Raw genomic sequence first — 14,636 nt, forward strand, 5'->3', positions numbered from 1 at the left:
GAAACCGGTCGCTCACTCAACGTACTGACGATGATTAATCCGTCCTAAGACAGATAAACCTTCCTCTGATACTTCGTGTGAGACTCTTGATACTTTTGCTATTACCGATTCAAGGAACCGGCCGCACCCGCATCAAGCGCCCACACTTATCGGCTGTTAGTTTTTAAAGAGCACATCGCAGAACAGAACCACTGCACTTCCGTCTTGCGTCGCTGCATCAGCAGCAGAGAAACGAGATTATGAACAACGTTTTGAAGTCTGTCAACAAGAAATTCGAACTTCCTTTCTCGCTGACCGCGCGGTGCATTCAACCACCTGCCCCATAGCGCGACGTCCAACCCGTCTTTCCCGCTCCCTTCGCGTTCATCGAATCGCGAAGGAACGGAATTCTAGTGACCCGGATCGGGAAGCGCAAGGGCAGCATTGAAAAAAATCGTGCATCTCCCGCCAGGCACTTCGCCCCTGCCCCCGCGTTGCCCAAACGGCCAGCGGTAAAAGCCACGGCTGAGCGACTACAATCAAAGGTTCACCGCACTAACTCTTTCCAGACCGATATGCGCTCGCGAATCGCCAAACGTATTCCCCCAGACGCCGACAAGCTCGTCAGCCTCTCCCTCGCGCTCTTCGCGTCCGGCAGCCGCGTCGAGGATCGCTTCTGGGAAGCCCGCCTCGACACGCTCATCGCCAAGCTCGTGCGCAACGGCAATCAGACCACGCTCGATGCTGCGCTTGATCACCTTCAGCAGAACCATCCCGACGCATACGGCGCACTCGCCGACATGGCGGAGACGCACAGCGAGTCGTTCTCCATCGACATCGACGGCACGCCTCACGAAGCGCTCCTTATCGCCGCCCCGGTGCTCGCCTGGACGCGTTATGCCATCCCGTCGGGCGCGCTCAAGAGCGATGCCGTCGACGCCCTGCGCACGCAAATGCAGGCGCATGTCCTCGCCGCGGACGTGCGCGTCGCCCTGGCGCCTTATCTGTACAGCATCGACCAGTTGCCGCGTCATCACGTCGACACGTCCCGGCTCGCGCAACAACTGCTGCAAGGCGCCACGGGCGGTGCGACGATCCGGCTGAATCTCGCCGATCTTCCCGAAACTTCTCCGATCCTGGCCGATCCGCGCTTCCTGCTCGCGTTGCTCGTGGTGCCGTCGGGCGCCGCGTTCTTTCGCTGGCAGGAAGATGAAAACGGTAGTCGCGTCGAACGGGGGCAATGCCTCGAACAGTGGACGACGCAAGGCGGTCCGAGCTTCGCCGCCATTCTTCCAGGCTGCGAATTCGAGTGCTTGCTGCCGGATGCCTACTATTCCGCCTGCCGCGATGCCGACGAGCAAGTTCGCCCGCATACCGTACGGACCGCAGTCCGCTATCTGTTCGACACACTCGGGACGGCGCCGCAGGATCTGCGCGCGGTCATCGCCGGGTTCGGCGAGCGACGTATCGACGAGTACCGCATCGGCTTCACCCGCCGCGGCAGCAATGACGTGATCTACGGCGTGGTCTGGCCGCTGTATGGCCGCGAGAACGGCGAACTCGGCATGGAAGACGACACCGCCGAACTCGAAGGCGCGAACGGCCCGGTCGAGGAGATCGTCGAGTTGCTGAAGAAGGCAGGCGTGACGGACGTGCGCCGTCATGCCGGGCGCTTCGAGCCCGAGTTCTGCGACGACTGCGGCGTGCCGCTCTACGCAGACCCGCTCGGCGAGATCGTTCACGCCGAGATGCCCGAGGACGCCGAACCCGCGCAGCCGCACTTCCACTAACGCGCGAAGCCACTGCCAGAACTCAACAAACCCCGCCCTGTGCGGGGTTTTCTGTATTTACGCCTATGCCATTCGGCTAGGGCGCGGAACGGCCCGGAATTTGTCAATATTGCCGGAACGCCTGCCATATGGGCGATAACAATCCCGGCGCGGAGGCGCGTGCGGGGCACTTTTGACACGAGGTCAAGCATGAATATCAATATCATCGGTTCCGACGCAGAACGCCGCGCGGGCCTCAAAACCTTGCTGCGCCGTATCGCTCGTCAAGCGCAGTTCAATGAGGCGAAGGACTGGAGACAAGCTCGTTCGTTACTGCTGCGCACCAGCCCTGACATGATCATGATCGACTGGACATCGGATCTGCGCGCCTACGACTTGCAGTCCATCCTGGACGAAGTCCCGCGCGTACCCGCTGCCGTGATGATCGACCGTTGCAGCGCAGGGCTCGTGTACTCGCTGATGAACGCCGGCGCCATGGGCATCGTGCCGCGGGCGCTCGACCCCGCGCTGATCCTGCGCGCGCTCGAGATGGTGCTGGTGGGCGGTCACTACATCCCGGCCGATATCGTCGATCCCGATCTCACGCGCGAGATCGCGGCGCGGCGCGCGCAAGTGGTCGAGAAGCAGCTGCTCAAGGTCCGGCACCATCCCACCTTGTCGCCGCGGCAACAGCAGATCATGCGCTGCGTCCATATGGGAAGCACCAACAAGATGATCGCCAAGACGCTGGGCATCAGCGAAGGCACTGTGAAGATCCACCTTGCAAGCATCTTCCAGCAACTGGGCGCAAGCAATCGCGCTGCGGCCGTCGCCATCTACAACGGCGTGCTGAATCCGCATCTCGCCATTCTGCGTGACCTCGACGAGCAGCCCCTGCCCGTCGTGACCGGTGAGCCCGGCATCATTCCGTTGCGGCGCTCGCGCAAACGTTATCCTTCGCTGACCGACCTCGACCCGGCTTCACTACCCATGGCCGCGGAGCCGCGATCGCCGTTCTAGGAAAAAAGCGTGCAAACGGGTCCGTCCTTTGCGCACACGTTTCACGCGCAACGAGTAATATGCAAGACATGGGGTTCTTCTACACACCGCTACCGCTGTGGCTGACGGTTGGCAGCTGGGTCGCCGCCGCTGGCCTGCTCGCGCTTGCCGTCCTGCAACGTCCGTTCACGCGTCTGCAGGACGCCACGCTACAGCACGTCTGGCTCGGCACCATCGTCGCCGTCACGGTGCTATGGGCCTGCAACGCGTGGTTCGATGACGGTCCCGTGATCCATCTGCTCGGCGCAACCCTCATGGTCACGTTGTTTGACTGGCGGCTCGCGCTGATCGGCACGGCGGCAACCACCGGACTCGCCGCAGTCGTGCTCGACGCGTCATGGCTCAATGTCGCGACCACGTATCTGCTGTTCGGCGCGTTGCCGGTGGGCGTCTCCACGCTGCTTCATCGGCTGAGCAATGCATGGCTGCCGCGCAATCTCTTCACGTTCATTGCAGGTCACGGCTTCATCACGTCGGGCGCTGCGGTCGCCGCCGCGTGTGGCGCCACCGTGCTGCTCGAGATGGCGCTGGCTACCGGCCCTTTTGTCGTACCGGCCGCGTTCATGCGCGGCTCCTTCCTGCTCGGTGCGGGCGAGGCTCTCTTCACCGGCCTGCTCACCATCCTCATCACGGTCTACAAGCCCGCCTGGATAACCACGTATGACGTGCGCCGTTATCGGCTGGATCGCGGTCCACGCGTCTGAAGCGCGTCTGAAGCTTGTCGGCGGCATCCTGGCGGTCACTTGCGTACGATCTGGTTCGCTCCATTTCAGATCGCTCACGATGGGAACGCGCGCAAAGTACGATAAGATTGAACTCCTTCCCCACACGGCGCATCTTACTTGGCCGTGTCTTCTTAGCGCCTGACCTGATGGATAGTAACTACGCACCGCGCCGACTGCTGCGGCTCGTCGGCCGGTTGACGGTATGCGTGTCGTTGGCATGCGGGGTGTCCGCCTTTGCCGATACGCTCGACGAACGCAACGAGTTGATTCACCACTTCGTCATCGACTTCAACGCCAATCCGCTGGTGGCGGATTGCGCCGCGCACGGCAACTTCATCGCCAGCACGTCCACTGCGTTCGACCACGTCGAGTTTCCTCCCGAGTCGTTCGATTCTTCACACTCCGGCATCGAGCCGTGGAACGATTCGTTCGACGAGAAGAAGCAGCGCATCAAGGTGGACAACGTCGTGACGGTCGAAGGTCAGGGCATGCCGAAGAGCGACGAGCGCAACCCTACGCCATTGAAGTTCCGCTGTGGGTACGTCGGCAGCCAGTTGCTGGCGTTCGGCTGGAACGATCCCGTGCCGCCGCTGCGTCCACAATCGCACGCCACGCGCAGCACCAAGTCCAAGCACGGCGCCAAGACCAAGTCATTGGGCAAGAAGAGCACGTCGAAGACGAAGTCGACCAAAAAGAGCAGCAAGAAGCACTAGGCTGCACGGCCAGCAGGCGAAGCCAGGTCAAACGAACAGGGCGTGGTCACTCGATGTGACCACGCCCTGTTGCGCATGAACCCAAAGACACACCTTATCCCGCAAACGCCTGCACATGCCACAGGATGGCCTGCAACATCGAGGCGCCCAGCGCCGCGCTGCGCGCGCCACTCCAGCCCACACTCTCGTCCGGCAGATTGGCGTTGTCCTTGAACGGCATCTCGAGCGTCAGTGAAAGACACCCGTACTCGTTGCCGATGTACTTCGACGCCAGCTTGAGCGCATCCGTCTGATACTTGCTCGCCTCATAGCCATGGACGTCCTGGAAATCCGGGCTCGCCTGCTTGAAGAACTGCACGAAGGCCTTCTGCTCCGCTGCCTGCCGTTCGGTGAAGCCCGGCAGCATCTCGGACCCGGCGACGAACACATACGGAATGGCCTCGTCGCCATGGATGTCGAAGAACATGTCGCAACCCATCTCCGCGATCGCCTCGCGCACGGACAGCACTTCGGGACTGCGTTCGGCGCTCGGCTCCATCCATTCGCGATTCAGATTTGCGCCCGCCGCGTTGGTGCGCAGGTTGCCGAGCACGCTGCCGTCGGGATTCATGTTCGGCACGATATGGAAGATGGCCCGCCCGAACAGCGCGCGCGCCACCGGATCGCCCGACCAGTCGCCGAAACCCGCCAGCCGCTTGACGAGTCCTTCGACGAACCATTCGGCCATGGTCTCGCCCGGATGCTGGCGCGCGATGATCCAGATGTTCTTCTTCGGCGGCGCATCGCCGAAATCGGGGATGCCGAGCGAGAGTATCGACATCGGCCGGCCCTGCACCGAGCTGCCGATCTCCGTCAGCGTCGCAAGCGGCATCTGCTGGACCGCGCCCAAGAATTCGGAATGGCGCTCCTCGCTGTACGGCTCGAAATACGCGTAGTAGATGCGGTCGAAGTCGGGCGTGTGATCGATCGTCATCACCTTTCCGTCGTACTCCGTCGACACGCGGAACCAGTTCACGCGGTCATAGCTCGCGACCGCTTCGTAGTCGCGCCAGCCTTCCGGAAACGCGCACTGCGCCGCGTTCTCGAAGGTCATCACGAGACGCTCGCCGCGCGCGCCCGACACCCGGAAGTAGAACCACTGCGCGAAGTCCGCTTGCGTATCCGGACGGATGCGCAGACGAATGTCGGCGGGGTCGTCGGCGTTCAGGACGTCGATTGCGCCTGCGTCGAAGTTGCTCGAAATGGAGATGCTCATGGTGGTGTCCTTTTGGTGTCCTTTTGGTGTCCTTTGGCTGTCGTGTTCGCGTCATCGCGGGCGTCGGGCTCAGTCCGCGATGCGCCGGCGAAACACATAAGTCGAATCGTTCGATGCCTTCGCGTCGAACGCGTAGCCTTCGCTGTCGAAATCCTTGAGCGCTTCCGGCTCGTCGATACGGTTCTCCACCGCATAACGCGCCATCAGGCCGCGCGCGCGCTTCGCATGAAAGCTGATGATCTTGTAGCGGCCGCCCTTCCAGTCCTCGAACACGGGCGAGACCACGGGCGCCACGAGTTGCTTCGGCTTGACCGACTTGAAATACTCGCCCGATGCGCAATTCACCAGCACGCGCGCGCCGCGCTGCTTGTGCAGTTGCTCGTTGAGCGCTGCCGTGATGCGTTCGCCCCAGAACGCGTAGAGATCCTTGCCACGTGCGTTGGGAAACTTCGTACCCATTTCGAGCCGGTACGGCTGCAGCAGGTCGAGCGGCCGCAAGAGCCCGTAGAGACCCGACAGCACGCGCACGTGATTCTGTGCGAAGTCGAGGTCGCTCGACGACAGGCTTTTGGCGGCAAAACCTTCGTACACGTCGCCATTGAAGGCGAGCACGGCCTGCTTCGAATTGTGCGTGTCGAAGGTGGTCGACCACTCCGCGAAACGCTGGAAATTCAGGGCGGCGAGCGGGTCCGAGATGCCCATCATGCCGCCGATTTCCTGCGGCGACAGCTTGCGCAGGCCGTGAATCAGTTCGGCGGCGTCATCGACGAATTGCGGCAGCGTGTATTTGCGGACGTGAGGCGGCGTCTCGTAGTCGAGCGATTTGGCAGGCGAGAGAACGATTATCATGGAGGCTCGCCGGCACGCCGCCGGCGATCATAGGCATAAACCCCAGATTGTATCGAATGGACCATTCCGCCGCGCCGCTGCCGCAGCCGTCGCAGTCAACGCCGCCGTCACCGTCATTGCAGCCGTCGCCGCTGCGCGCCGTGCTCGATTCAAACGTATGGATCGACCTCCTCGTTTTCGACGACCCCGCCACGCGCCCGATCCACGCGGCTCTCGAAGCCCGCACGCTCGAAGCGCTGATCGACCGGCGCTGTCTCAGGGAACTCACGCACGTGCTGGATTATCCGCAGTTCGTGCGCATGAACGTGGACGCAACGGCGGCGCTCGCGACGGTCGCGCGCCTGACGACCCTCGTCGAAACGAACCTGGCCGAAGACGCGCCCCCGCTGCCCAAGTGCAAGGATCGCGACGACCAGAAGTTCCTCGAGCTCGCGCATGCGTCCGGTGCGCACTGGCTCGTCTCGAAGGATCGGGCGGTGCTGAAGCTCGCGCGCCGCGTCGCCCGCGATTTCGGTTTTCGCATCGCGGAGCCGAAGCCGTTCGTCCACGAACTCGAAGCAGCCGCGGCCATCGGCTGACACAGACTGATGCTGCACTAAAATAGCGTGCACACGCGCTTCACCGTGCTTCTCGCATCTGCATTCCATATCGCGACCTACCCGCCGACATGACCATGAACGCCACGCACGAACTGCCGCCCGCTTCACCCGATGCCTTCCCGTCGCGCCTGCCCAACGTGGGCACGACCATCTTCACCGTGATGAGCGCGCTTGCGACGCAGAAAGGCGCGGTGAACCTCGGTCAGGGTTTCCCCGATTTCGATTGCGACGCACGCATCGTCGATGCCGTGGCCGACGCGATGCGCCAGGGTCACAATCAATATCCGCCGATGGCAGGCGCCGCGCCGCTGCGCCAGGCGATCGCCCGCAAGATCGAAGCGCTCTATGGCCGCGCCTACGACGCAGACCGCGAGATCACGGTGACCGCGGGCGCGACGCAGGCGCTGCTCACAGCGGTGCTGTGCTGCGTGCATCCCGGCGATGAAGTGGTCGTGATCGAGCCGATGTACGACAGCTACGTGCCGTCGATCGAACTCGCGGGCGGCAAGCCGGTATTCGTGTCGCTGGAGGCGCCGGATTACGCGCTGCCGTTCGACAAGATCGCCGCCGCGATCACGCCGAAGACGCGCCTGCTCATGATCAACACGCCGCACAATCCGACCGGCCGCGTCTGGCGCGCCGAGGACATGCGCAAGCTGGAAGACATCGTGCGCGGCACCGGCGTGCTGATCGTGTCCGACGAGGTCTACGAGCACATGGTCTACGACGGCGCGCCGCACGAAAGCGTCTCGCGCTATCCGGAGCTGGCAAAGCGCAGCTTCGTCGTGTCGAGTTTCGGCAAGACCTTTCACGTGACGGGCTGGAAGATCGGCTACGTGGCGGCGCCCGCCGCACTGACCGCCGAATTCCGCAAGGTGCATCAGTTCAACGTGTTCACGGTCAACACGCCGATGCAGATCGGTCTCGCGTCTTATCTCGAAGATCCGAAGCCGTACCTCGAACTGCCCGCGTTCTATCAGAAGAAGCGCGACTTCTTCCGCGCGGGTCTGGCGAACTCGCGCTTCTCGCTGCTGCCTTGCGACGGCACCTATTTCCAGTGCGTCGATTATTCGAAGATCAGCGACCTGCCCGAAGCCGAGTTCGCGCAATGGCTCACGAGCGAGATCGGCGTGGCCGCGATTCCGGTGTCGGCGTTCTATCACGAGAGCCATGAGTCGGGCGTCGTGCGCTTCTGCTTCGCCAAGAAGGAAGAAACGCTCGCCCTCGCGCTCGAACGGCTCGCCAGGCTCTAAAAAAAGCGCGCGCTCCGCCGCGCGCCGCTGAACGGCTCGCCCGGCGCCGCGCCGTGCGAGCCTGTGTGGTCCACTTCCGAAGGAGCCGAACCGCATCATGAGTCAATCCGAATACCGCATCGAGACGCTCGGCATCGTCGGCAGCGGCGCGATGGGACGCGGCATCGCGCAGATCGCCGCGCTCGGCGGCCTGAACGTGCTGCTGCACGATACGAATCCGCAGGCGCTCGCCGCCGCGCGCGCCTATCTGTCCGATACCTTCACGCGCCTCAGCGCCAAGGGCAAGCTCAAGGAAGCCGATGCGCACGCCGCGCTCGCCCGCATCCGCGAGGCCCACGACACGAGTGAACTGTCGGGCTGCGACGCCGTCATCGAGGCGATCGTCGAGAATCTCGACATCAAGCGCGGGCTGTTCCGCGACCTCGAAGCCGTCGTCGGCGAGCGCTGCATTCTGGCGTCCAACACGTCGTCGCTGTCCATTACCGCGATCGCCGCGGGCTGCGCGCATCCACAACGCGTCGCGGGCTTCCATTTCTTCAATCCGGTCCCGCTGATGCGCGTCGTCGAAGTGATCGACGGCTTGCGCGGCGACGCCCAGGCCGGCGATGCACTGATGGCGCTCGCGCGCCGCATGGGCCACACGCCGGTGCGCGCGAAGGACATGCCGGGCTTCATCGTCAATCACGCCGGGCGCGGCATGAACACCGAAGGCCTGCGCGTGGCGAGCGAAGGCGTCGCGAGCTTCGCGACCATCGACCGCATCATGCGCGAGCAGGCCGGCTTCCGGCTCGGGCCGTTCGAGCTGCTCGACCTCACCGCGCTCGACGTATCGCATCCGGTGATGGAGTCGATCTATCACCAGTTCTACGAGGAGCCGCGCTTCCGGCCGTCGCCGATCACGGCCACGCGGCTCGCCGGCGGCCTGGTCGGACGCAAGACGGGCGAAGGCTTCTACCGTTATGTCGATGGCAAGCCCGACGTGCCGCCCGAAGCCGCCGCGCCCACGCGCCTGCCCACCCGCGTGTGGATCAGCCGCGCGTGGCCCGCCGGACGCGAGCAGGTGCTGAAGCTGATCGCCCGCTGCGATTGCTCGGTGCATCTCGACACCGGCCACACGCCCGCGCCGGATTCGCTGATCGTCGTCACGCCGCTCGGCGTCGATGCCACCACCACCGCCATCAATGAACATCTCGACGCCACGCGCGTCGTCGCCGTCGATACGCTGTTCCCGCTCGACACCGTCGCGCGCCGCACCGTCATGACGACGCCCGCCACCACGCCCGCGATGCGCGACGCCGCCCACGCGCTGTTCGCCGTCGACGGCGTGCCGGTCAGCGTGATCCGCGACTCGACCGGTTTCGTCGCGCAACGCGTCGTCGCGACCATCGTGAACATCGGTTGCGATATCGCGCAACAGGGCATCGCGACGCCCGAGGACATCGACCTCGCCGTGACGCTGGGCCTCGGCTATCCGCACGGCCCGCTCGCACTCGGCGACACGCTCGGCGCGCATACCGTGCTCACGATCCTGCGCAACATTCACAGCGTGCTGGGCGATCCGCGTTACCGCCCTTCTCCGTGGCTCACGCGGCGCGCCCAGCTTGGACTTCCGCTTACCCATATCGAGGAGCTCGGATGAGCGCCGAACTACTGACATCCCGGCCGGCCGGCAGCGACACCACGCTGGTGCTGAAGCTCTCCAATCCGGGCGCGCGCAACGCGCTGCATCCGGACATGTACGCTGCGGGCATCGAAGCGTTGAATGCAGCCGAGCGCGATGCAAGCGTGCGCGCCATCGTGCTGACCGGCGCGGACAACTTCTTCTGTGCGGGCGGCAATCTGAACCGCCTGCTCGAAAACCGCGCGCAGGATCCGTCGGTGCAGGCAGAAAGCATCGACTTGCTGGCCGAATGGATCAGCGCGCTGCGCGCCTCGACCAAGCCGGTGATCGCGGCCGTCGAAGGCGCGGCGGCCGGCGCGGGCTTTTCGCTGGCGCTCGCGTGCGACTTGATCGTCGCCGCCGACGACGCGCGCTTCGTCATGTCCTATGCACGCGTCGGCCTGACGCCGGACGGCGGCGCATCGTGGTTCCTGGCGCGCGCGTTGCCGCGCACGCTCGCGAGCGAAGTGCTGCTCGAAGCGAAGCCGATCGGCGCGGTGCGGCTGCATGAAGTCGGCGTGGTCAACCGGCTGACGAAGAAAGGCATTGCGCTCGATGCCGCCATCGCCTGGGCTGACGATCTCGGCAGCGTGTCGCCGAAAGCGCTGGCGCGCATCAAGGCGCTGATCGGCGCTGCCGAGACGCAGGGGCTGCCCGCGCATCTCGACATGGAGCGCGACAGTTTCGTCGACGCGCTCCATCACGGCGACGCGCTCGAAGGCATCACCGCGTTCCTCGACAAGCGCCAGCCGAATTATCGCTGAACCATGGCCCACTATGAGCTGCCTCGACGGCGCCGCATCTTCCTGATGCGCCACGGCGACGTCACCTATTTCGACGACAGCGGCCGCGCGATCGATCCGGGGAGCGTGCCGCTCAACGAACGCGGACGCGAGGAAGCGCGTGCGGCGGGCCGCGCCTTCGCCGCGCAGCAGGTGCGTTTCGACCGGGTGATCGTGAGCGGGCTGCCGCGCACGGTCGAGACGGCGCAACGCGTGCTCGCGGAAACGGGCCAGCAGATCGATATCGAAACCTGGCCCGACTGGCAGGAGATTCGCGGCGGCAAACTGAAGGACCTGACCACCGCCGATATCGAGCGTGCGTTTCTCTCGGTGTTCGATGGCATCGTGGCTGAAGACACGCAGTTTCTCGGCGGCGAGACCATCGGCCAGTTGCTGGATCGGGCGCTGCCCGCCGTCGCCCGGCTGCGCGCGGACACGACGTGGGACACGGTGCTGCTCGTCTTGCACGGCGGCGTCAATCGCGCGCTGTTGTCGCACGCGATCACGGCGGGCGGGCGCGCGTTCTTCGGGCATCTGTCGCAGGCGACCGGCTGCATCAACGCGCTCGATGTCGGCGAGAAAGCCGGCGACTGGGTCGTGCACGCGATCAATCACGCGCCGCCATCGCCGCTGCACGCCGACGTGCGCAACACGACGATGGAACTGCTCTACGCCCAATTCATCCGCTACAAGGCCGGCGACATGAACTGACGGCGCCGCGCAACACGGAGGAGACGATGCAGGACGAAGCACCTCACCAGCAATCCGATTACTCCGCGTTCGAAGGAACGCGTCCGGTGCAGGAACAGCAGCGCTTCGATACCGGCACGCTTGCCGCGTGGCTCGCAGCGCACGTCGAGGGCTTCGACGGCCCGCTGACGGTCGAGCAGTTCGCCGGTGGACAGTCCAACCCCACCTTCAAGCTCGTCACGCCCGCACGCAGCTACGTGATGCGCGCGAAACCCGGGCCCGCGGCGAAGCTGCTGCCGTCGGCGCATGCGATTGAGCGCGAATACCGCGTGATGGACGCCCTCGCCGCGACCGACGTGCCCGTCGCGCGCATGCTCGCGCTGTGCGAGGACGAAAGCGTGATGGGCCGCGCGTTCTATGTGATGGCCCATGTCGAAGGCCGCGTGTTGTGGGACCCGTCGCTGCCCGGTATGTCGCGCGAGGCGCGCGCCGCGATCTACAACGAGATGAATCGCGTGATCGCCGCGCTGCATACGGTGAATATCGACGCCGCCGGACTGTCGGGTTATGGCAAGCCGGGCAACTACTTCGAACGGCAGATCGGCCGCTGGAGCAAGCAGTATCTCGCTTCGCAGACCGGCGAGATCGACGCGATGAACCGTTTGATCGACTGGCTGCCGCAGCACGTGCCGCACGGTGGAGAACAACGTGTGAGTGTCGTGCACGGCGACTTCCGGCTCGACAACCTGATCTTTCACCCGACCGAACCGCGCGTGCTCGCGGTGCTCGACTGGGAACTCTCGACGCTCGGCGATCCGCTCGCCGATCTCGCCTATCACTGCATGGCGTGGCACGTGGACCCGTCGAAGTTTCGCGGCATCGCGGGACTCGACTGGGCCGCGCTCGGCATTCCCGACGAAGACGCTTATGTGCAGCGCTACTGCCAGCGGACGGGTTTCGCGATCGAAGGCGACTGGAACTTCTACCTCGCGTACAACATGTTCCGCATTGCCGCGATCCTGCAGGGCATCATGAAGCGCGTCGTCGACGGTACCGCCGCGAGCGCGCAGGCCATCGACGCAGGTCAGCGCGCCCGGCCGATGGCGGAGCTCGCCTGGCAGTACGCGCAAAAAGTCGGCCGCTGAACTAAAGGGAGACACCATCGATGAACTTCGACTACACGCCCAAAGTGCAAGCGTTGCGCGAAAAGTTGCTGGCCTTCTTCGACGCGCACATCCATCCGAACGAACGCGCCTATGCCGACGAAGTCGCGGCGAATCGCGCGGCGGGCAATGCATGGGTGCCGACGCGTCTCATCGAATCCCTCAAGGAACACGCGCGCGCCGAGGGTCTGTGGAATCTGTTCCTGCCGTTGTCCGGACGCGGCGCCGGTCTCACGAATCTCGAATACGCGCCGCTGTGCGAGATCATGGGCCGCGTGCCGTGGGCGCCCGAAGTGTTCAATTGCAGCGCGCCCGATACCGGCAACATGGAAACCATCGAGCGCTACGGTTCCGACGCGCAGAAGGCCCAATGGCTGGAACCGCTGTTGCGCGGCGAGATGCGCTCGGCGTTCCTGATGACCGAGCCGGAAGTGGCTTCGTCGGATGCGACGAACATCCGGTGCAGCATCGTGCGCGACGGCGACAGCTATGTGATCGACGGTCACAAGTGGTGGTCGTCGGGCGCGGGCGATCCGCGCTGCAAGATCTACATTGTGATGGGCAAGACCGATCCCGATGCGCCGAAACACGCGCAGCAGTCGATGATCCTCGTGCCCGCCGATTCGCAAGGCGTGACCGTGCATCGGCCGCTGCACGTGTTCGGCTACGACGACGCGCCCCACGGCCACATGGACATCACGCTGCAAAGCGTGCGCGTGCCCGCCGCCAATCTGCTGCTGGGCGAAGGCCGCGGCTTCGAGATCGCGCAGGGACGGCTCGGACCCGGACGCATTCATCACTGCATGCGCCTGATCGGCCTGGCGGAACGCGCGCTCGAACTGATGACGAAGCGCACGCTCGAACGCGTGGCCTTCGGCAAGCCGATCGCCCAGCATGGCGTGACGCAGGAGCGCATCGCCGAGGCGCGCACCATGATCGAGCAGGCGCGACTGCTGACGCTCAAGGCCGCCTTCATGATGGACACGGTCGGCAACAAGGGCGCGCGCGGCGAGATTGCGATGATCAAGGTGGTCGCGCCGAACGTGGCGTGTCAGGTCATCGACTGGGCCATCCAGGCGCATGGCGCGGGCGGCGTCAGCGACGACTTTCCGCTCGCCTACGCGTATGCGACGGCGCGCACCTTGCGGCTCGCCGACGGTCCTGACGAAGTGCATCGCAACGCCATCGCCAAGCTGGAGTTCGGCAAGTACGTGTAGTCAGAACGCGTGGCGCGTGATGAATTCCGCGACGCATGCGGGTTTATCGGCGCCTTCGCACTCCACTGTCACGCGCCACGTCACCTGCACGCTGCCCGGTTCGACTGCGCTCGCCTGCTCTACCTCGAAGCTCGCACGCAGCCGGGAACCCACGCGCACCGGCGACATGAAACGCACGCGGTTCAGCCCATAGTTGACGCTGACGCGCGCGGCGAGCGGCACGCACTGGGCGAGCCACATCGGCACCAGCGACAGCGTCAGGAAGCCGTGCGCGATCGTGCTGCCGAACGGCGACTCACGCGCGGCGCGCTCCACGTCAACGTGGATCCATTGATGATCGTCGGTGGCGTCGGCGAAGCCGTTCACGCGCGCCTGATCGATCATCGTCCATTCGCTCACGTAGCGCGCGTTGCCCGCTGCGGCGAACACGTCCGCCGCGCTCTTCAACGAGGCGACGCTCATGCGTCGGCTGCCGGCTGGCGCAGGCCGAAGAGCGCGGCGGAATCGACCGTCAGTACGAGCTCGCCGTGCTGGTTGTGCGCCTCCCAGCGCGTCTGCACGATGCCGCGGTCCGGCTTGCTCTTCGACACGCGCTTGTCGAGCACGCGCACCGTCAGCCGCACCGTGTCGCCGACGCGCACCGGCTTGAGCCAGCGAATGTTGTCGAGCCCGGGCGAGCCCATCGAAGTCGAATCGCCGACCATGTCGCGCACCAGGATGCCCATCATCGCAGCGCAGGTGTTCCAGCCGCTCGCGACCAGTCCGCCGAAGTGCGAGGCCTCGCCCCCTTCTTCCGACAGATGGAACGGCTGCGGATCGTAGCGCTCCGCAAAGCCGACGATCTCCTCGCGCGTGAAGGTATGCGCGCTCAGGACCACCGCGCTGCCGGTCTCGAAATCTTCATAAGCGTATGTCATGCGTGT

General features: G+C 64.7%; 15 protein-coding genes. 11 read left to right on the forward strand and 4 right to left on the reverse strand.

What is annotated here, in order from left to right:
- Nucleotides 1–554: 554 nt before the first annotated feature.
- From QCE69_RS08565 to QCE69_RS08580, 4 genes are all read left to right on the forward strand, one after another.
- Nucleotides 555–1,769 carry a DUF2863 family protein gene (locus QCE69_RS08565; RefSeq protein ID WP_309930305.1) on the forward strand — a complete coding sequence of 405 codons (1,215 nt, stop codon included), beginning with the start codon at nucleotides 555–557 and terminating at the stop codon, nucleotides 1,767–1,769.
- A 189-nt stretch (nucleotides 1,770–1,958) separates the two neighbouring features.
- Nucleotides 1,959–2,768 carry a response regulator transcription factor gene (locus QCE69_RS08570; protein ID WP_309916835.1) on the forward strand — a complete coding sequence of 270 codons (810 nt, stop codon included), beginning with the start codon at nucleotides 1,959–1,961 and terminating at the stop codon, nucleotides 2,766–2,768.
- A 68-nt stretch (nucleotides 2,769–2,836) separates the two neighbouring features.
- Complete coding sequence (locus QCE69_RS08575; RefSeq protein ID WP_309808665.1) at nucleotides 2,837–3,511, forward strand: energy-coupling factor ABC transporter permease; 675 nt, start codon at nucleotides 2,837–2,839, stop codon at nucleotides 3,509–3,511.
- A 167-nt stretch (nucleotides 3,512–3,678) separates the two neighbouring features.
- Complete coding sequence (locus QCE69_RS08580) at nucleotides 3,679–4,245, forward strand: BspC domain-containing protein (protein ID WP_309930307.1); 567 nt, start codon at nucleotides 3,679–3,681, stop codon at nucleotides 4,243–4,245.
- A 94-nt stretch (nucleotides 4,246–4,339) separates the two neighbouring features.
- Here QCE69_RS08580 and QCE69_RS08585 read toward each other — a convergent pair whose 3' ends face one another.
- Together QCE69_RS08585 and yaaA are read right to left on the reverse strand one after the other, a co-directional pair.
- Nucleotides 4,340–5,500 (reverse strand): M14-type cytosolic carboxypeptidase, encoded by a 1,161-nt coding sequence (locus QCE69_RS08585; protein ID WP_309930308.1) that lies wholly within the window; start codon nucleotides 5,498–5,500, stop codon nucleotides 4,340–4,342.
- A 69-nt stretch (nucleotides 5,501–5,569) separates the two neighbouring features.
- Complete coding sequence (yaaA, locus tag QCE69_RS08590) at nucleotides 5,570–6,349, reverse strand: peroxide stress protein YaaA (protein WP_309930310.1); 780 nt, start codon at nucleotides 6,347–6,349, stop codon at nucleotides 5,570–5,572.
- A gap of 56 nt (nucleotides 6,350–6,405) precedes the next feature.
- Here yaaA and QCE69_RS08595 point away from each other — a divergent pair, with 56 nt between their 5' ends.
- From QCE69_RS08595 to QCE69_RS08625, 7 genes are all read left to right on the forward strand, one after another.
- The gene (locus QCE69_RS08595) at nucleotides 6,406–6,927 is read left to right on the forward strand and encodes a putative toxin-antitoxin system toxin component, PIN family (RefSeq protein ID WP_309930311.1); all 522 of its coding nucleotides are present in this window, start codon (nucleotides 6,406–6,408) and stop codon (nucleotides 6,925–6,927) included.
- A gap of 95 nt (nucleotides 6,928–7,022) precedes the next feature.
- Nucleotides 7,023–8,201, forward strand: coding sequence for a pyridoxal phosphate-dependent aminotransferase (locus QCE69_RS08600; RefSeq protein WP_309916845.1), 1,179 nt, complete (start codon nucleotides 7,023–7,025; stop codon nucleotides 8,199–8,201).
- 97 nt (nucleotides 8,202–8,298) lie between these two features.
- Nucleotides 8,299–9,840: a 3-hydroxyacyl-CoA dehydrogenase gene (locus QCE69_RS08605; RefSeq protein WP_309916848.1), complete on the forward strand. Its 1,542-nt coding sequence runs from the start codon at nucleotides 8,299–8,301 to the stop codon at nucleotides 9,838–9,840.
- On the forward strand, nucleotides 9,837–10,625 hold the full coding sequence (locus QCE69_RS08610) for an oxepin-CoA hydrolase, alternative type (protein ID WP_309916850.1): 789 nt from the start codon (nucleotides 9,837–9,839) through the stop codon (nucleotides 10,623–10,625). Before QCE69_RS08605 ends, QCE69_RS08610 begins: the two co-directional genes overlap by 4 nt.
- Nucleotides 10,626–10,628: 3 nt before the next feature.
- Entirely contained in the window at nucleotides 10,629–11,354 is a 726-nt protein-coding gene (locus QCE69_RS08615; protein ID WP_309930313.1) for a histidine phosphatase family protein, read from the forward strand.
- Between the two features lie 26 nt (nucleotides 11,355–11,380).
- Nucleotides 11,381–12,478, forward strand: coding sequence for a phosphotransferase (locus tag QCE69_RS08620; RefSeq protein ID WP_309930314.1), 1,098 nt, complete (start codon nucleotides 11,381–11,383; stop codon nucleotides 12,476–12,478).
- Nucleotides 12,479–12,498: 20 nt separating this feature from the next.
- The gene (locus QCE69_RS08625; RefSeq protein ID WP_309930316.1) at nucleotides 12,499–13,713 is read left to right on the forward strand and encodes an acyl-CoA dehydrogenase family protein; all 1,215 of its coding nucleotides are present in this window, start codon (nucleotides 12,499–12,501) and stop codon (nucleotides 13,711–13,713) included.
- Here QCE69_RS08625 and QCE69_RS08630 read toward each other — a convergent pair whose 3' ends face one another.
- Nucleotides 13,714–14,175 (reverse strand): MaoC family dehydratase, encoded by a 462-nt coding sequence (locus QCE69_RS08630; RefSeq protein ID WP_309930317.1) that lies wholly within the window; start codon nucleotides 14,173–14,175, stop codon nucleotides 13,714–13,716. It abuts the gene before it with no gap.
- Nucleotides 14,172–14,630: a MaoC family dehydratase gene (locus QCE69_RS08635; RefSeq protein ID WP_309930318.1), complete on the reverse strand. Its 459-nt coding sequence runs from the start codon at nucleotides 14,628–14,630 to the stop codon at nucleotides 14,172–14,174. Before QCE69_RS08635 ends, QCE69_RS08630 begins: the two co-directional genes overlap by 4 nt.
- Nucleotides 14,631–14,636 lie beyond the last annotated feature (6 nt).

The organism is Caballeronia sp. LZ032, from assembly GCF_031451315.1.
In the GTDB taxonomy this organism is placed as follows: Bacteria; Pseudomonadota; Gammaproteobacteria; order Burkholderiales; family Burkholderiaceae; genus Caballeronia.